This is a genomic window from Streptomyces sp. SID3343 (assembly GCF_009865215.1).
Taxonomy (GTDB): Bacteria; Actinomycetota; Actinomycetes; order Streptomycetales; family Streptomycetaceae; genus Embleya.
Genome location: NZ_WWJX01000860.1, coordinates 31489 through 50849, shown reverse-complemented (window position 1 = coordinate 50849; position 19361 = coordinate 31489). Strand labels below are relative to the sequence as shown.

General features: G+C 72.1%; 6 protein-coding genes. 4 read left to right on the top strand and 2 right to left on the bottom strand.

Features of this window, described 5'->3' with window-relative positions:
• Positions 1 to 3132, bottom strand: a 3132-nt coding sequence (locus GT354_RS26620) for a type I polyketide synthase (RefSeq protein ID WP_161358904.1), incomplete at its 3' end; no start/stop codon positions are given.
• A 282-nt stretch (positions 3133 to 3414) separates the two neighbouring features.
• On the opposite strand from GT354_RS26620, the gene GT354_RS26615 reads away from it, so the two are divergent.
• From GT354_RS26615 to GT354_RS26605, 3 genes are all read left to right on the top strand, one after another.
• Positions 3415 to 4956: an FAD-binding oxidoreductase gene (locus GT354_RS26615; protein ID WP_161358903.1), complete on the top strand. Its 1542-nt coding sequence runs from the start codon at positions 3415 to 3417 to the stop codon at positions 4954 to 4956.
• Positions 4957 to 5274: 318 nt separating this feature from the next.
• Positions 5275 to 8076, top strand: a complete 2802-nt coding sequence (locus tag GT354_RS26610; RefSeq protein ID WP_161358902.1) for a LuxR family transcriptional regulator — start codon at positions 5275 to 5277, stop codon at positions 8074 to 8076.
• Between the two features lie 126 nt (positions 8077 to 8202).
• Positions 8203 to 8853 carry an NAD(P)H-binding protein gene (locus GT354_RS26605; RefSeq protein WP_346012185.1) on the top strand — a complete coding sequence of 217 codons (651 nt, stop codon included), beginning with the start codon at positions 8203 to 8205 and terminating at the stop codon, positions 8851 to 8853.
• A 64-nt stretch (positions 8854 to 8917) separates the two neighbouring features.
• Here GT354_RS26605 and GT354_RS26600 read toward each other — a convergent pair whose 3' ends face one another.
• Positions 8918 to 16804 (bottom strand): type I polyketide synthase, encoded by a 7887-nt coding sequence (locus tag GT354_RS26600; protein ID WP_161358901.1) that lies wholly within the window; start codon positions 16802 to 16804, stop codon positions 8918 to 8920.
• A gap of 694 nt (positions 16805 to 17498) precedes the next feature.
• Here GT354_RS26600 and GT354_RS26595 point away from each other — a divergent pair.
• Positions 17499 to 18977, top strand: a complete 1479-nt coding sequence (locus GT354_RS26595; RefSeq protein ID WP_237535477.1) for an MFS transporter — start codon at positions 17499 to 17501, stop codon at positions 18975 to 18977.
• Positions 18978 to 19361: the final 384 nt, after the last annotated feature.

Below are 19361 nucleotides of genomic sequence, written 5' to 3'. Positions count from 1 at the left end.
GACGAGCAGCGCCAGGCCCTCCTGGGTCCGCCCGCTCTCGCACGCCCGGCGGAACAGCCCGACCAGCGGCGCCGGGGCCGGCGGGGCACCGAGGTCGGCGGTGAGCCCGTCGTACAGCCGCCGGGTGAGGGCGGCCACGGTGGGGTGGTCGAACACGGCCCCGGCGGGCAGCCGCAGTCCGGTGGCGGCGTCCAGGCGCAGGCGCAGCTCCGAGGCGGTGAGGGAGTTGAGGCCGAGTTCGGCGAACTCGCGCTCCGGGTCGGGCTCGTCGTCGCTGAACCCGAGGACGGCGGCGACGCTGGAACGCACGATGCGTTCCAGTTCCTCGGTCCGGGCGTCGGCGTCCAGCTCGGCGAATCTTGCGCGCAGGGTGGCCGGTTCGGGCTCGGTGGACCCGCGGGGTTCTTGCGGTACGTGATCGTCGCGGGTGCCGGTGGCGGCCCCGTCGAGCCAGTAGCGTCGGCGTTGGAAGGCGTAGGTCGGCAGGTCCAGCGGCGCGAGGCCGCTGCCCACGACCGCCGGCCAGTCCGGGTCGATCCCGCGCGTGAACAGGCGTGCCAACGCGGCCAGTGCGGCCCGGGGTTCGTCCTGGTCGGCGCGCTGGGTCGGGATCGCGTGGAGTGCGGCCGGGTCGGCGGCGCTGTCGGTGGTCATCGGCGTCAGCACCGCGTCCGGTCCGACCTCCAGCACGGTGGTCACCCCCTGGGCCTCCAGGCGGCGTACCACGTCGGCGTACCGCACCGGCCGGCCGACGTGGGCGGTCCAGTGGTCCGCCGTGGCCGGATCCGCGTCCTCGGTCAGCGCCGAGACCACCGGGATCCGGGCCACCCGAAAGGCGATCCCCGCCAGTCCCGCGCGAAAGTCCGCGAGCATCGGGGTCATCAGCGGTGAGTGGAACGCGTGCGACACCCGAAGTCGCTTCACCCGTCGTCCCGCGGCGCGCATCCGGTGTTCCACGTCGGCGAGTGCGTCCGCAGCGCCCGAGACCACCACCGACGACGGGCCGTTGACCGCCGCGAGCCCCGCCCGATCCGCGTAGGGGGCCAACAGCGGGGCCAGTTCCGCCTCGGACGCCTCGACCGCGAGCATTCCGCCGTCCCGGGGCAGCGCCTGCATCAGCCGGCCGCGGGCCTCCACCAGGCGCACCGCGTCCGCCAGGTCCAGCACGCCGCCCACGTGCGCCGCCACGATCTCGCCCACCGAGTGGCCGGCGAGCAGGTCCGGTCGCACGCCCCACGAGGCCACCAGACGAAACAGCGCGACCTCGAACGCGAACAGCGCCGGCTGGGTGTAGCAGGTGCGGTCCAGAGCGGCGCTCGACGCGGTCACCTCGCGCAACGAGCGACCCAGCAGCGGGTCGAACAGCGCGCACACCTCGTCGTGGGCCCGGGCGAACACCGGGAAGGCCGCCCGCAACTGCTCGCCCATCCCGACGCGTTGCGCGCCTTGGCCGGTGAACACGACGGCAAGTCGGCCGCGCACCGCCCGGCCGGTCGGCACGTCGACGCAGGGACGGTCCGCGGCCAGGGCCGCGGTGCCGGCGAGCAGGTCGTGCCGGTCGGTACCGAGCACCACGGCGCGGTGTTCGAACACCGAACGGGTGGCGGCCAGCGAGCGGGCCACCTGGACCGGGGTGGCGCCGGTCGAGGCGGCGAACCGGGCCAGCCGGGCGGCCTGGCTGCGCAACGCGCCGGCCGTCCGACCGGAGAGCACCCACGGCGAGGGGCCGATGTCGTCGGAGGCGGGGGCCGGCTCGACCGGGTCGCCCTGCTCCAGCACGACGTGCACGTTGGTGCCGCTGATGCCCAGTGCCGAGACCGCCGCCCGCCGCGGGCGACCGGTGTCGGGCCACGGGCGTGCCCGGGTCAACAGTTCGACCGAGCCCGTCGACCAGTCCACGAGCGGGGTCGGTTCCTCGACGTGCAGGGTGCGCGGCAGGACGCCGTGCCGCATCGCCAGCACCGTCTTGATCACGCCCGCGACTCCGGCGGCGGCCTGCGGGTGGGCGATGTTGGACTTCACCGAGCCCAGCCACAGCGGCCGTTCGCGGTCCTGCCCGTAGACGGCCAACAGGGCCTGGGCCTCGATCGGGTCGCCCAGATCGGTGCCGGTGCCGTGCGCCTCGACCGCGTCGACCTCCGCCGGTCGCAGTCCGGCGGCGGCCAGCGCCTGCCGGATCACCTGTTGCTGGGCGGGGCCGTTGGGCGCGGTCAGCCCGTTCGAGGCGCCGTCCTGGTTCATCGCCGACCCGCGCACCAGCGCGAGCACCCGCCGGCCGCGCCGGCGGGCTTCGGACAGCCGCTCGACCACCAGTACGCCGACGCCCTCGCCCCACCCGGTGCCGTCGGCCCCCGCGGCGAACGCCTTGCAGCGCCCGTCGCGGGCGAGTCCGCCCTGCCGCGAGAACTCGACGAACGCGGTGGGGGTGCTCATCACGGTCGCGCCGCCCACCAACGCCGTCTCGCAGTCGCCCGCGTGCAGCGCCCGGATCGCGAGGTGCAACGCGGTCAGCGACGAGGAGCACGCGGTATCGACGGTCAACGCCGGTCCGGTGAGCCCGAGTTGGTAGGCGATCCGACCCGACGCCACACTCGCGGCGTTGCCGGTCAACACGAGACCCTCGACGTCGTGGGGCGCGTTGGCCAGCAGTAGCGCGTAGTCCTGGCTGTTGCAGCCGATGTAGGCGCCGGTGCGGGTGCCGCGCAGCGACCGGGGGTCGATGCCGGCGCGTTCGATGGCTTCCCAGGCGGTCTCCAGCAACAGCCGCTGCTGCGGGTCCATGCCGAGCGCCTCGCGCGGAGAGATGCCGAAGAAGTCGGCGTCGAAGTCGGCGACGCCGTCCAGGAAGCCGCCGTGTCCGGTGACGCTGCGCCCGCCGCCGTCGGGGTCGTACAGGTCCTCGGGCCAGCTGCGGTCCCGCGGGAAGGGGCCGACGGCGTCCGTGCCGTCGGCGACCAGCCGCCACAGGTCCTCGGGCGTCTCGACCCCGCCGGGGAACCGGCACGCCATGCCGACGACGGCGACCGGTTCGCTGGTCGCGGCGAGGAGTTCGCGGTTTTGTCGGCGCAGCCGGTCGATTTCCTTCAACGACGATCTGAGCGCGTCCGCATACTGCGCGGTGGATGCGGTCATGAGGTTCTCCCCAGTGTCCGACGGCCGCCTTTTCCCCTCCTGAGGAACGGTCGCGATAGGTCATGGTGCAAGGCCGCAAAGGTTGTCATCAACCCCCTACCGGCCGCCCATAGAAACCCCTACCGCTATTCGTCTCGAATACAACGCGGCGATATCCGGGTACGTTCTCCGGCGGGCCGCCGATATTCCTCGGCTATCGCGTCCCGGTGCCGCCGGCGCCGCGCGATCCACGAATTCCCGCGGCGAATTCCGCTCTGCCGCCATGCTCGGAGGGTGATCCGGATGTCCAGTTCCACACGCACGGTCGAACCGGTCGTCGTGACCCGAGACGACCCCCGCTACGCCGCTCTGCTCGACCGGGGCTACAACCGGCGAAGTCGGGCCAGCCCCGAGCGGATCAGCGTGGTCGGCAGCACCGAGCACGTGGTCGAGGCCGTCGATCGGGCCGTACAGGCGGGGCAACGGATCGGGGTGCGCTCCGGTGGCCACTGCCTGGAGACCCTGGTGGACGACGTCGAGCACCTGATCGACTTCACCAGGATGCGGTCGATCTCCCACGACCCGGCCAGGAACGCGATCGTGATCGAACCCGGCGCCACCATGGGCGAGATCTATCAAACCCTGCACCACACCTGGGGCGTGACGCTGCCGGGCGGCGACTGCAACGCGGTGGCCGCGGGCGGCCACATACCCGGCAACGGCTTCGGCACCATGGCCCGCCGACACGGCCTGATCGCCGACCACCTGTACGCCGTGGAGACCGTGGTGGTGGGTGCCGACGGCGTACCGCGTGCGGTCGTCGCCACGCGCGAGGAGGACGACCCGAACCGCGACCTGTGGTGGGCCCATGTCGGGGGCGGCGGCGGCACGTTCGGCGCCGCGACCCGGTTTTGGATGCGCTCCCCGGGCGCCGTCGGCACCGACCCCGCTCGCCTGCTGCCCACCCCGCCGCGCGCCCAGTGCGCCGTGCAGGCGGTGTGGGACTGGGCGGACCTGGACGAGGACCGATTGGTGCGACTGGCCGCGAACTTCGGTGCGTGGTGCGAGGAGAACAGCGCGCCCGGCTCCCCCGGTACCCGGTTGTACGGGACGCTGGGCATGCGCCGGGTCGAAGCGGGTCAGGTGCGGGTCACCGCGTTCATCGACCCGACCGAGCCGGGCGCCGAGGCGGTGCTCGCGGACTTCCTGGCCCGGGTTTCGGCCGGACTCCTGGTGACACCGAGGGTGTCCCGTTCGGCCTCGGCGGCCTGGCTCACCGCGGCGCTGGCCTTCCCGGACTCCTCGGTCGCGCAGGGTGTTTTGGGCCCGCCCCGGTGGAAGTCGAAGATCGCGATCCTCAACCGGCGGTACACCGACGAGCAGATCGCGACCGCGTTCGGCCATCTCACCCGCCCCGATTACGCCGGCCCGTCGTCGGGGCTGTCCCTGACCACCTACGGCGGCCGGATCAACGCGCCGGCGCCCGGCGCGACCGCGTTTCCCCATCGCGCGGGAACCGTGCTCGCCGGCTTCTTCAGCGTGTGGGACACGCCGGCCGACGACGAACGGCACCTGGAGTGGAACCGGCGGCTGTACCGGGACGTGCACGCGGCCACCGGCGGAGTGCCGGAGCCCAACGGGCACACCGACGGCATTGCGCCGAACTGGCCGGACCTGGACCTGTTGGATGCCGCCTGGAACAGTTCCCCGCTGCCGGTGGGTGCCCTGTACCACAAGGAGAACCTGCTGCCGCTGCGCCGGGCGAAGGCGGCCTGGGACCCGCACTCGGTGTTCCGGCACCCCCTCTCGACGCAGCCGCACGCGGACCCGGCGGCGCCGCTGTGACCTGGGAGGAGTGGGCAACTCCCCTCCCCTACACCCCTATCCGTGCCTACCACGTCACAGAAGGCGACCTCGGTCGACCGGCTGTGTCACACTTTGGAAGTCGTACGGGTCGAGCCGGTCCTTCCACCGCTCGTTTCGGACCGAATGGCTGATTCTCGCCGGCCGGGCCCGTACCGGCGCTGCTCCGTGTCCGCTCGACGACCAGCGACGCTCGTGGCATGTCGCTCCGCCTCTTCCGATTTCACGGACACGGTCCGCCGTCGCCCGTCCTTCGGGCGGAGGGCCTCTCCGGCGTCGTGAATCTGGGGGGTACATCCATTGTCGACCAGCCATTCCGTTCAGGAAATCGTCCTCGCCGAACGTGTCGCCGAACTCGCCGTCCTGCACGACGCCTTCCGGCGATGTGCGGACGGCAAGGACGGGGTGGTCGTCGCAGTGGAGGGGCCGCCCAGCACGGGCCGGACCAGCCTGCTCCGGGCGTTCACCCGACAGATCGCCGCATCCGGCGCTCTGGTGTTGACCGCGACGTGTTCCCGGCTGGAGCGCGACCTGCCGCTTGCGGTCGTGCACCAACTCCTGCAGGGCGGCGAGGCGGACACCCCGGACACGTTGACCGGGCTGGTCGAGGGCGCGATGGGCGAGCCGAACGCGGTGGACCGGCTCATCACGCCTGCGCGGCAGGCGACCCTGGCCCTGCTCCGGCGACTGGTGACGCGGCGCAGACTGGTCGTGGTGATCGACGATGCCCACCACATGGACGCCGCCTCCGCGCACTGCCTGCTGTTCGCGCAGCGCCGGCTGCGCCCGGCCCAGGTGCTGTTCGTGCTGTCGCAGACCGACTCCGCCGCGCACCGCAGGCCGCCCACCCAGAAGGAGTGGGCGGCCCAGCCCGACTACCGCACGATCCGGCTGCGTCGGCTCACCGAGAGCGGGGTGCGCAAGGTGGTCGCCTCCCGACTGGGCGACGTACGACCGCACTTCGCGGCGTCCTGCCATGCGATCACCGGCGGCAACCCCCGGCTGGTGCAGGCGGTGCTCGACGACCACCTGGCGCAGGCCGAGTCGTCCTGCGATCCGGTGGGCCTGCGCGATCCGGAACCCGGCGAGTTCTACGACCGGGCGGTTTTGAACTGCCTGCACCGGGCGTCGCCCGCCGCGCTGCGGATCGCCCGTGCCACGGCGATCCTGACCGACACGTGCGAAAGCGCGCTGCTGGGCAAGCTGGTCGGCCTGCAACCGAACGCGGTCGAGGCCGGTTCGGCCGAGTTGACCGCCACCGGCCTGCTGCACGAGGGCCGCTTCCGGCACGACCGGAGCAGACCGGCGGTCCTGGCCTCGATGACCGCGGTCGAGCGCGCCGAACTGCACCGGCGGGCGGCGGAACTCCTGCACTACGCCGATGCGTCGAACCGCACCGTGGTGGAGCACGTGATCGCGGCGGGCACACCGGCCGCGCCCTGGGCGATCGACGTCCTGATCAAGGCGGCACGGGTGGCGGCGTCCGAGCACGACGCGGAGTTCGCCAAGCACTGCCTGGAGTTGAGTGCGTGCTCGACCACCGACGAGCGGCTGCGCGCCAGGACGCACACGATGCTGTTGGACATCATGTGGCGGATCGACCCGCGGGCCGCCGAACCCTACGTCGCGAGTCTGACCGCGACGATGCGCGCCGGCCGGCTCGACGTGGACGACACCGTGACGCTGATCAAGCACCACTTGTGGTGTGGTCGGATCAGTGCCGCTGCGGACGCCCTGACCTGGTTGAACACCCGGCTCGACGATCCGGAGGCGGCGGCCTCGTCCAGCGTGCGGATCCTGTGGTTGTGGTTGGCGCACTCGTTCCCGAAGCTCGCGCCGCTGCTGCGCGCACCGAGCAGCCGAGCCGACGGCGAGCCCGTCCGCGGCGCGCTGCTCAACGGGATCGACGCCCGGCTGCGGTCGGCCGACACGCTGACTCTGGTACTGGCCAACCGTTCGAGCAGACACGTCCTGTTGGACAGCCGCCAGGTGTTGCAGAGCCAACTGTGCCACGACCTGAGCTTCGAGACCGTGCACTCGGCCCTGCTGACCCTGCTCTACGCCGAGCATGTGGCCGAGTCCGCCGAGTGGTGTGATCTGCACCTGACCAACGCGGCCAAACGCGACGGGTCGCCGTGCCACTTCATCCTGATGGCCCTGCGGGCGGAGATCAGCCTGCGGTCGGGCGATCTGCCGGCCGCCGAGGAACTCGCGCGGACCGCGGTGAGGCTGTTCCGGGAGGGCCGCGGGAGCGCGGTGTCCGAGCTGCCGTTGTCGACCCTGCTCACCGCGCTGGTGCGGTTGGGCCGACTGGACGATGCTGCGGAAGTGGTGCACCGGCCGGTGCCGATGGGGTTCCTGCCCAGCCGTGCCGGGCTCACCTACCGGTGCGCGGTCGGCCAGTTCCGGCTTGCCACCGACGCCCCGAAGGCGGCCTTGGAGGACTTCCTGGACTGCGGAAGTTCCGCGGTGGCCTGGAACCTGGACGCGCCCACGCTGGTGCCGTGGCGCGAGGGTGCGGCGGAGGCACTGCACCGGATGGGGCAGACCGCCCGCGCCGAGGAGTTGCTGCGCGGGCAACTGGAGCTGATCGGCGACCGCTTCCCGCGGGTGCGCGGCACGACGCTGCGGGTGCTCGCGGGCATGTCGCCGCGTGTGGCCGAACGCAAGGAGTTGTTGACCGAGGCCGTCGAGCTGCTGCGCGGGGCGGGCGCCGGGTACGAGTTGGCCCGGGTGATGCTCGACCTGGCAACGGTGTACGGCACGCTCGGCGCGGCCCGTCGGGCCCGGATGGAGACCCGGTTGGCGCACGAGGTCGCGAACGAGTGCGGTGCCACCACGCTGGTGCCGTTCCCGCGCCTGACGCCGTCCGCCGTGGCCGCGCCGGAGCGGCAGCACGAGGGGTTGAGCCACGCCGAGCGACGGGTGGCCTTCCTGGCGGCACGCGGGCACACGAACCGCGAGATCGCCGAGCAGTTGTTCATCACGCGCAGCACCGTCGAACAGCACCTGACCCGGGTGTTCCGCAAGCTCAAGGTCCGGCAGCGGGAGGATCTGCCGCTGAGCCTGGGGCTGCACAAACCCGACCGGGTGTGCCGGTAGGGGACGTCGAACCTGCACGTCGAATCTGCACGTCGAATCTCTACGTGGAATCTCCACGTCGAACCTTCAAGTCCGACTTTCGATTCGAACCTTCGAGTCGAACCTTCAAAGGGACGGGATGACCAAGTGGCCAAAATCTTGATTTTCGGTGCGGGCGGTCGTGCGGGGAAGCGGGTCGTGGCGGAGGCCCTGGCGCGCGGCCATCGGGTGACGGCGGTCGTGCGCGACCCGGCAGGGCATCCGGGGTTGACGGGCGAGGGTGTCGAGGTCGTGGCCGGTGACGTCACCGACGCCGACTCGGTGGCGACGCTGGTCGCGGGCCACGACGCGGTGGTACAGGCCGCGTGGCAACGGGACCTGCCTGTGGTGGAGTTCTTCGGTGGTGCGGCGCGCGCGCTGCTGACCGGGCTCGACCGCGCGGGTGTGGACCGCCTGGTCCTGGTCGGCATCGGCTTACTGCTGGAGACCGAGCCGGGGGTGCGTCTGCTGGACGCCGAGGGTCTGCCCGAGGCCGCCCGCGAATTCTCCCTGGGGCACCTGGCCGAGTTGGAGGTGCTGGCGGACACCGAGTCGGCGGTGGACTGGGTGTTGCTCGCGCCGCCGCCCACCGCACTGGACGAGGAGGCCGAACGCACCGGCGAGTACCGCACCGGCGACAGCACCGTGCTGCCGGCCGCGGCGGGCGACCGACTGTTCTCCTATGCCGACTTGGCGGTGGCCGTGGTGGACGAGGTGGAGCAGGGCAAGCACCACCGCGCCCTGGTTGCGATCGGCTGACGCCCTTCCCACCCGTGAACGAGGGGTGGGTGACCTTCCCGGGTCACCCACCCCTCGTTTCATGTCAGGGCGCGGAGTTCTCGATCGCCAACCGCAGCAGGGACTCGTCGTCCAGGGCGTCGATGTCGACCACGTCCTCGTGCGCCGCCTCCGGCCGGTCCGGCTCGGCCAACCGCAGCACCGCCGCCAACAGCCCCGAGCGGCGCAGTCGTTCGATCGGGATCGTCGACAGCACTCGACGCAGCCCTGCCTCCGCGTCGTCCGCCTCGACCGGCCCGGGCAGCAACTCGGCGCGCAACCGGCCGGTCAGCTCGGCGGGCGTGGGGTGGTCGAACACCACCGACGCGGGCAGCGCCAGACCGGTCGCGGCCTTGAGCCGATTGCGCAGTTCCACGGCGGTCAGCGAGTCGAACCCGAGATCCTTGAACGGCCGATCGGGGTCGACCGCGTCGGGGTCGGCGTGGCCGAGCACGGTGGCGACCTCGCCGCGCACCAGGTCGAGCACCAGCCGGGCCCGTTCCGATTCGGCGACGGCGGCCAACCGGTCGACGAACACGGGCTTCCCGGTGGTCGCCGCCGTGGCGGCCGCCCGCCGGGTGACGCCGCCGACCAGCCCGCGCAGCAGGGCGGGTACCCGGTCGCCGAGCTTGCGCAGGGCGGCGATGTCCAGGCCGGCGGGCGACAGCACCGGGTGGTCCAAGGCCAGGGCCGCGTCGAACAACGCCAACCCCTCCTCGTCGTCCAGGGGCCGAATGCCGGCGCGCGCCATGCGCTGGAAATCCGCGTCGGTGAGCCCGCGCAGCAAGCCGCCGGAGCGCGCCCACAGCCCCCAGGCGAGCGAGGTGGCGGGCAGGCCGCGGACGTGTCGGTGTTCGGCGAGCGCGTCGAGATACGCATTGGCCGCCGCGTAGTTGCCCTGTCCCGCGCCGCCGAGCAGTCCGGCCACCGACGAGAAGAGCACGAAGGCGGACAGGTCCAAGTGCTCGGTGAGCTCGTGCAGATGCCGCGCCGCGACCGCCTTGGCCCGCAGCACCCCGTCGATCCGCTCGGGTGTGAGCGCCTGTACCGTGCCGTCGTCCAGCACACCCGCCGCGTGCACCACGGCGACCAACGGGTGCTCCGCCGGCACGCCGGCCAGCACCTCGGCGAGCGCGTCGCGGTCGGACACGTCGCACGCCGCGACCGCGACGCGGGCTCCGAGACTGGTCAGTTCGGCCCGCAGCTCGGCCGTGCCCGGCGCGGCCGCGCCGCTGCGGCTCACCAGCAACAGGCTGCGCACGTCGTGCCGCACCACGAGGTGCCGGGCCACCAAGGCGCCCAACCCGCTCGTGCCGCCGGTGATCAGCACCGTGCCGCGCGCGTCCCACCGGACGGGCCGCGCCGCGGGGTTCGCCCGGACCAGTCGCGGCACGAACGCCTCGCCTGCGCGGATGCGCAGTTCGGGCTCGTCCAGGGCCTGCACGAGCGGCAGCACGGCCCGCGAGCGCGGGTCGTCGTCGGTGTCCACCAGCACGAACCGGCCGGGGTTCTCCGCCTGCGCGGACCGCAGCAGCCCGCGAGCCGCGGCGCCGGCCGGTGCGGCGGGGGTGGTCACCACCAGTCGCCCACTCCGGGTCAGCCAGTCCTGGGCCAGCGCCAGCGCGCGGTGCGCCGCCTCGTGCAAGTCGCCCTCCAGGGCCACGAGTTCGTAGGGCTCCCCGGCCCCCTCGACCGGCCGCACCAGTACCCACTCCACCCTGAACAGGGCATCGCTACGCCTGTTCGGCGCGGGCTCGGGTGCCTGCCGGAGCACGACCGAGTCGGCGGTGAGAATCGGCCGGCCCGCGCAGTCCGCCAGCAGGACGGACACCGTGCGCTCGGGGGTCGTCGACAGTCGCACCCGAGCGGCGGTGGCGCCCGTGGCGTGCACGGTGACGCCGGACCAGGACACCGGTGTGCCGCCGGCGGACACCGGGCCGCCCGCCGCGTCCAGCAATGCCGGGTGCACGGTGAACCCGTCGCCGTGGCGTTCGGCGGGCAGGTCGACTTCGACGAACAGATCGTCGTCGCGCCGCCAGACCCGAGGCTCGATCTCCGTGGCGCCGGCGGGCGGCCACACCGCGAGTTCCGCGGTCACCGGTGGGCTCCCGATCGCGAGCACGCCGGCGGCGTGCCGCGTCCACACCTCGTCCTCCCCCGCCCGGGAGTGGATCGCCACGGCTCGATCCGCGCCGACGACCACCCGTACCTCGGCGGGCAGCAGCAACGGGGCCTCGCACGCGAACTCGGCCACCCGATAGCAGCCGACCTCGTCACCGGCGGCCACCGCGAGTTCCAACAACGCGGTGTCGGGCAACACGTCGTGCCCGGCCAGCCAGGGGTGCGTTGCGGCCGTCAGCCTGCCGGTCAACACCAGCCCGCCGTCCGGCAGTTCGACGATCGCACCCAGCAGCGGATGCCCGGCGGCGGCCAACCCGGCCGAACCCACGTCCGCCGCCCGACCCGACGCGGTCAGCCAGTAGTGCTCGCGTTGGAACGGATAGGTCGGCACGTCGGCGGGCCGCACACCGTCGAACAGCACCGACCAGTCCACATCGACGCCGCGCACCCACGCCGCGGACACCGACGACAGGAACCGATCGAGCCCACCGTCGTCACGGCGTAGCGATCCGACCACGACGGTGTCGGTGTCGGTGTCGATCGTGTCGACGGTCTCCTCGATACCGACCGTCAAGACCGGGTGGGCGCTGCACTCCACGAACGCGTTGTGACCCTCCGCCACCAGACCCCGGATCGCGTCCTCGAACAACACCGTTTGCCGCAGATTCCGATACCAATAGCCCGCGTCCAACTCCGCCGTGTCCACCCACCCCGCCGTCACCGAGGAGAAGAAAGCCACCTCACCCGACCTGGGCCGAACCTCCGCCAACACCTCTGCCAGTTCGGCTTCGATCGCCTCCACCTGCGCCGAATGCGAGGCATAGTCCACCGGCACGAGCCGGACCCGTACATCCTCCGCAACCAACTCGTCCCGCAACCGCAACAACTCGTCGACCCCACCCGAAACCACCGTCGACGAAGGCCCGTTCACCGCCGCAACCGACAACCCCGCACCCAACCGACCCCGCACCACCCCCACCGGCAACGGCACCGACAACATCCCACCCGAACCCGCCAACGCCACCAACGCCCGACTACGAAACACCACCACCCGCACCGCGTCCCGCAACGACAACCCACCCGCCACACACGCCGCCGCGATCTCACCCTGCGAATGCCCCACCACCGCCACCGGCACCACACCCAACGACCGCCACACCGCCGCCAACGACACCATCACCGCCAACAACACCGGCTGCACCACATCCACCCGACCCAACGCCACCCCGTCCCCCAACACCTCCGACAACGACCAATCCACAAACTCCGACAACACCACCCCACACTCCGCCATCGAAGCCGCGAACACCGGAGACGACTCCAACAACCCCGCCGCCATCCCCACCCACTGCGAACCCTGACCCGGAAACACGAACACCACACGCCGGTCGACAGCCACCCCCGACACCACCGACCCCGACACCAGTTCCGGGCGAGTCGAACCCACCACCACCGACCGATGCCCGAACACCGACCGACCCGCCAACGCCGCACCCACACCCACCACATCGGCGGTATCGAGCCCGGCCAACCGCTCGCCCTGAGCGTGCAGGGCCGCCTCGGTACGCGCCGACAACACCCAAGGAACAGAGGGGAGTTCGCGCGGCCGAACCTCCAGCTCCACCGCCACCGGATCGACGTGCTCCAACACCACATGCGCATTCGTCCCGCTCACCCCGAACGACGACACCGCAGCCCGGCGAGGCTGTTCGCCGGACCACTCGTGGGCCTCGGTCAGCAACGCGACCGAACCGGCCGACCAGTCCACCAGCGGGGAGGGTTCGTCGACGTGCAGCGTCTTCGGCAACAACCCGTGCCGCATCGCCATCACCATCTTGATCACACCCCCGACGCCGGCCGCCGCCTGGGTGTGCCCGATGTTCGACTTCAACGACCCCAACCACAACGGCTTCGCGCGGTCCCGGCCGTACGTGGCGATCAGCGCTTCTGCCTCGATCGGGTCGCCCAACCTCGTACCGGTGCCGTGCGCCTCCACCACGTCGACCTCCGACGCCGACAACCCGGCATTGGCCAGTGCCTGCCGGATCACCCGCTGCTGGGCCAAACCGTTGGGGGCCGTCAAACCGTTCGACGCGCCGTCCTGGTTCACCGCCGAACCGCGCACCACCGCCAGGACCCGATGGCCGTTGCGCCGGGCGTCGGACAGCCGCTCCACCAACAGCAGGCCCACCCCTTCGCCCCAACTCGTACCGTCCGCGGACGCGGCGAACGCCTTGCACCGACCCTCCACCGACAACCCACGCTGCCGGGAGAACTCCACGAACATCCCGGGCGTGGACATCACCGCCGCGCCGCCGGCCAACGCCAACGAGCACTCGCCCGAGCGCAGCGACTGCGCCGCGAGGTGCAGCGCGACCAGAGACGACGAGCACGCCGTGTCGACGGTCAACGCAGGTCCGAGCAGACCCAGTTGGTAGGCGATCCGGCCCGACATCACGCTGGAGGTGGCGCCGGTCAGCACGTAGCCCTCGACCGGGTCGGGCGCCTCGGCCATCCGGGGCCCGTACTCGTTGGCGGTGGCGCCGACGAACACGCCGGTTCGGCTGCCCCGCAGCGACTCGGGATCGAGGCCCGCCCGCTCCAGCGCCTCCCAGGCGACTTCCAGCAACAGGCGCTGCTGCGGATCCATGGCCAACGCCTCGCGCGGGGAGATGCCGAAGAACCCGGCGTCGAACTCGGCCGCGTCGTGCAGGAAGCCGCCCTCGCGCGCATAGGTCTTGCCGGGGCGCTCGGGGTCGCTGTCGAAGAGCGCGTCCAGGTTCCAGCCGCGGCCGATCGGGAACGGCGATATCGCGTCCTTCTCGTCGGCCACCAGCCGCCACAGGTCCTCCGGGGAGGCCACGCCGCCCGGGAACCGGCAGGCCATGCCGACGATCGCGATCGGCTCGTCCAGCGCGACCGCGCCGGGTGTGGCCTCCTCGATGTCGTCGCCGTCCGACAGCAGTACGTCCAGGTGTTCGGCGAGTGCGGCCGGCGTCGGGTAGTCGAAGAGGACGCCGGCGGGCAGGCGCAGGCCGGTGGCCTCGGCGAGGCCGGTGTGCAACTCGACCGTGGCCACGGAGTCCAGGCCGAGCGCGGAGAAGGGCGCCCGGGGGTCGATCGCGTGATCCGGTACACCGCCGAGCACGGCCACGACATGCGCGGACACCAGGGCGGTCGTGTCGACGGAGGTGCGGGCGGGGCGGGTTCGGCGCGGACCGGGCGCCCGGACACCGGCGACCGGCGCGCCGCCGCCGCCGTCGCCGTCGCCGTCGCCGTCGCCGTCGAGCCAGTAGGACCGGCGTTGGAAGGCGTAGCTGGGCAGGTCCGCGCGGCCGGCGCCGCCGACCAACGTCGACCAGTCGACCTCGACGCCGCGCGCGTGCAGGTGACCGAGCGCGGTCACCACGGATTTCGCCTCGGGCCGGTCCACGCGCAGGGAGGGCACGGCGCGGGTCCCGATCAGCGGGGTCAGCACGGGCTGCGGGCCCAGTTCGAGCACGGTGGTGACGCCCGCGTCGTCCAACGCGCGCAGGCCGTCCGCGAATCGCACCGTGTCCCGGACGTGCCGCACCCAGTACTCGGGTGAGGTCGGCCGGCCGACACCGCCCGCGACCATGGACACCACCCGGATGCGCGGCTCGTGGTACGTCACGCTCTCCAACACCGACCGGAAGTCGGTCAGCATCGGGTCCATCAGCGACGAGTGGAACGCGTGTGACACGGGCAGCCGCTTGTACCGGGTCCCCTCCAGGCTCCGGACGAGGGCGTCCAACTCGGCTTGGTCGCCGGCGATCACCACGGCTTCGGGGCCGTTGACGGCCGCGATGCCGACCCCGGGGGTCAGCAGGGGGGTGACGTCCTCCTCGGCGGCTTCGACCGCGACCATGGCGCCGCCGTCGGGCAGCGCTTCCATCAGGTCCGCGCGGGCCCGTACCACCCGGCACGCGTCCGCCACCGACCACACGCCCGCCACGTGCGCGGCGACGATTTCGCCGATGGAGTGACCGCCGACGAACGTCGGCCGCACGCCCCACGACTCGAACAACCGGTAGAGCGCGACCTCGACGGCGAACAGGGCGGGTTGGGCATACCCGGTGCGCCCCAAGGACTTCTCGGTCCGGTCGAACGACACGTCCAGGTGCGCGGCGATGTCGTCCCATGCTCGCGCGAACACCGGGTATGTCTCGTACAACTCCTCGCCTGCGCCGGATCGTTGCGAGCCCTGGCCTGAGAACAGCACTGCCGTCGGGCCGTGTTGCGCCGTCCCGGTCACCGCGTCGGGTGACGGGAGGCCCGCGGTCACGGCATCGAGACCGGCCAGCAGTTCGTCCCGGTCGGCGCCGACGACGACCGCGCGGCGGGCGAACGACGTGCGTTCGCCGGTCAGCGCCCGGCCGATCGCCGCGGCGGAGCTGTCGGCGGTGGTCACGAACTCGCGGAGTTTGCCGGCCTGGGCCCGCAGCGCGGCGTCGTCGGGGCCGGAGACCACCCACGGCACCACCGGCGGTTCCCCGGGCTGCTTGACGTCCGGTCGGGCGCCGTCCGTCCATTCGGCAACGATCACATGGCAGTTCGTACCGCCCATGCCGAACGAGCTGACCCCGGCGGTGAGCGGACGGTCCGGCGCGGGCCACGCGGTGAGTTCGCGTTGCACCGACAGCCGCAGTTCGTCCAGCGGGATATCGGGGTTGCCCCTTTCGTAGTTCAGGCTCGGCGGCAGCCTGCGATGGCCGATGGCCAGCGCGGTCTTGATCAGCCCGGTGATGCCGGCCGCGCCCTCCAGGTGGCCGAGGTTGGTCTTGACCGACCCGACGGCCAGTGGCGTCGCGCGCTCGCCGTAGGCGGCTCCGAGGGCGGCGGCTTCGATCGGGTCGCCGACGGGAGTGCCCGTGCCGTGCAGTTCGACGTACTGGACCTCGTCGGGGGTGACCCCGGCCCGGCGACCGGCGGCCCGCAGCACGTCGCGCTGGGCGGCGACGGTCGGGGTCGTCATCCGCTTGTCGCCGCCGTTGTTGACCGCGCTTCCGCGGATCACGCACAGCACCCGGTCGCCGTCCGCCACGGCGGCGGACAGGCGCTTGAGCAGCAGCGCGCCACCACCCTCGCCGCGCACATAGCCGTTCGCCCGCGCATCGAAGGTGTAGCAGCGGCCGTCCGGCGACAGGCTCCCCCAAATCCCGGACAGGTCCGTGTTCTCCGGAAGGAGAACCAGGTTGACCCCGGCGGCGATCGCCGCTTCGGACTCGCCCGAACGCACGCTCTGCGCCGCCAGGTGCACCGCGACCAGCGACGACGACTGCCCGGTGTCCACGACCATGCTCGGGCCGGTGGCGCCGAGGAAGTGCGACAGGCGGTTGGCGATGATGCCTCGATGCACACCGGTCATCGTGTGCCCGTTCGCCCGGCCCAGACGGTGGGCGAGTTGGGCGTAGTCGTCCCAGATCGAACCGACGAACACCCCGACCCGGCGACCCGCCGCCGACTCGGGCAGTAGGCCCGCGTTCTCCCACACCTCCCAGCCCAGTTCCAGGACCAGCCGCTGGCGCGGATCGGTGGCCGCGGCCTCGCGCGCCGACATCCGGAAGAACGAGGCGTCGAACTCGTCGACCCGGTCGAGGAACGCGCCACGCCGGGTGCTCGGTTCGCCCGCCGGCCACCGGTCCGCCGGGGCTTCGCCCACCGCGTCCCGACCTTCGCTGAGCAACTGCCAGAACGCGGCCGGCGTGTCCGCCCCGGGATATCGGCACGACACGCCGACCACCGCGATCGGCTCGTCCCACGGGCCCAACCCGGTCGCGGCGATCTCCATGACGTTCCTTTCCGCTGTCGGAAGCCTGCACCGGTTCACCGGCGGTGCTCCGTCTCCCCGGCCGCGCCCGATCGGGTGCACCACAGCGCGCAAGTCCCTTCCGTCGGGCCTGCGGACCGGCTCCGCCCACACCCGACGCCCACCCGGATGGTCATCCTTGGCCCGCCCGCTCACCTGTCACAAGCCCCTAACGACCACCCTTGAAAACCCCGATTGCCCCTGTTCACCCCCCTCATCCGGCCCGGCGGCAGCGCCGGTTCAAGGGTTCCGACCACCGGATCGACGGCCCTTGCACCCGGGTCGCGGTCCGCGGCAACCAGGCATCGAACCGCACGCCCACGCCCACGCCTCGGCTGCGCTCACGCGGGGGCCGGGCGGCATGGTCCGGGCGATCGGCGCTACCAGTGGCGTCGGTGACGCGGATTGCGGGTCTCCTCACCCGACGCGGATTGCGGGCCTCCTCACCCGACGCGACGTCGACGAGGTTTCCTTCGCAGCGCGGCGGGAGGCGGCCCGTCGGGCGTCCGCCTGTCGGCGCCGTCGATGTCGCGGGAGGGGGACCGGGTTGGGGGCTCGCACTATCGTTGCGGATACCGAGGAGTCGCCGGATACCTTCGAATTCCCAGCCCGTTATACGGCCCGGCTCCGCGGTGTGTGGTGGAGCCGGGGCCTCCAGGCTTGCGAGGAAACCGGGATGACCGAGATGATTCGCGACACCGACCAGGTCTCGGACGCCGCCGCGGCGCGCCGGGGCAGGCCCGCGATGGCGATCGTGCCGCTTGTCACGGCGCAGCTGATGATCACCCTCGACTCGACGATCGTGTCCGTCGCGTTGCCGTCGATTCAACCCGACGTCGGGCTGAGCGACGCCGATCGGGCCTGGGCGGTCACGGCCTACACACTGGCCTTCGGCGGCTTGTTGCTGCTGGGCGGCAGGATCGGCGATCTGATCGGGCGCAAGCGCGCGTTGGTGATCGGCGTGATCGGCTTCGCGTTGTCCTCGGTGCTCTGCGGGGCCGCGCAGAACGCGGTGATGCTCGTCGGCTCGCGCGGGTTGCAAGGCGTGTTCGCCGCGCTGATCGCACCTTCCACGCTCGCGCTGATCACCTCGACGTTCACCGAGCCGCGTCAACGAACCAGGGCGGTTGGGGTGTACGCGGCGACCGCGATGTCCGGTGGTGCACTCGGGCTGGTCGTCGGCGGCCTGCTCACCGACTACCTCGACTGGCGGTGGTGCATGTTCGTCAACATCCCGATCGCCGCGGTCGTGGTGCTGGGCACCTTTCGGTATGTGCCGAACCTGCCGCGGCATCCGGGCGTGAACCCGGATCTGCCCGGGGCGGCGCTGGTCACGCTCGGCCTGGTCGGCGTCATCTACGGCTTGGGCGTGGCGAGCGATTACGGCTGGGCCTCGGGTCGCACCGTCGGCGCGCTCGTCGCCGGGGTGTTGCTGCTTGCCGCGTTCGGGTGGCGCCAGTCCCGCGCGGCCGACCCGCTGGTGCCGTTGCGAGTGGCGAAGAACCGGGTCGGCGCGGGGTCGTTCCTGGCGATGATGATCTCGGCGTTCTGCACGTTCGGCATGATGCTGGGGATGACCTACCAGTTGCAGACGGTGTCGGGTTACTCGCCGCTGCAGGCGGGGTTGGCGTTCGTCGCCTTCGTGGGCACCGCCGTGCTCTCGTCCACCCAGGTGGGCCGCCGGCTGACGCCGAGGATGCGACCGGGACTGATGATGGCGGCCGGTCTGCTGCTGTACGCGGTGGCCCTGTTGCTGATCGGCCGGTTGACGCCGCACTCGTCATACCTGCCGGACGTCCTTCCCCCGCTGGCCCTGATGGGGTTGGGCGTCGGTGTCCTGACGGTACCGGTGGTCGGTACGGTGATGTCGGCCGGCGAGCCGCGGGACGCCGGCGTGGTGGCGGCGATCGTGAACACCATGCAGCAGGTGGGTGGTTCGGTGGGTGCGGCGCTGCTCAACACGATCTCGATCAGTGCGGCGGCGACGTACCTGGCCGCGCGGCCGAACGATCCGGCGGCCGAGGTCGGCGCGAAGGTGCACGGTTTCGTGGTGGCGTCCCAATGGAGTGCGGGCATCGCGCTGGTGGGCGCGCTGGTCGTCGCCGTCGCGGTGAACGCCCCGGCACCACGTGCCGAGCAGCCGACCGAGGACTGACCCCGGTCGTGGTGGTACGGGTGACCCCGTTCGCGGTCTCCGCCACCCTGACGGACTGCCCGTACAGCCCGTGATCCCTTGTCGCCACACGAGACGCCCGCATGCACCGACCAACGCGCCTGCGCCGGTCGAGCCACGCGACAACCTTCGGTCGTACGCCGGCGCTCGCGACGTGCGCGCTGGTCTTTCGGGCACGAAGAGCGCGGGGAAGCGGTAGTCGACAGCTGTCGCGCCCCTCTCCGGCCGTCCATGCGCCTGCCGTGCGTTCGTACGCCCTGTGCTCGACACCCTGCGTGTTGTTTTCCTTGCAGGACGATCGGCTCCCCGTCCATCCCGTTGTATGGCAACGCACTCCGGGAGTGGCCGCGACCGGGCCGACCCCTT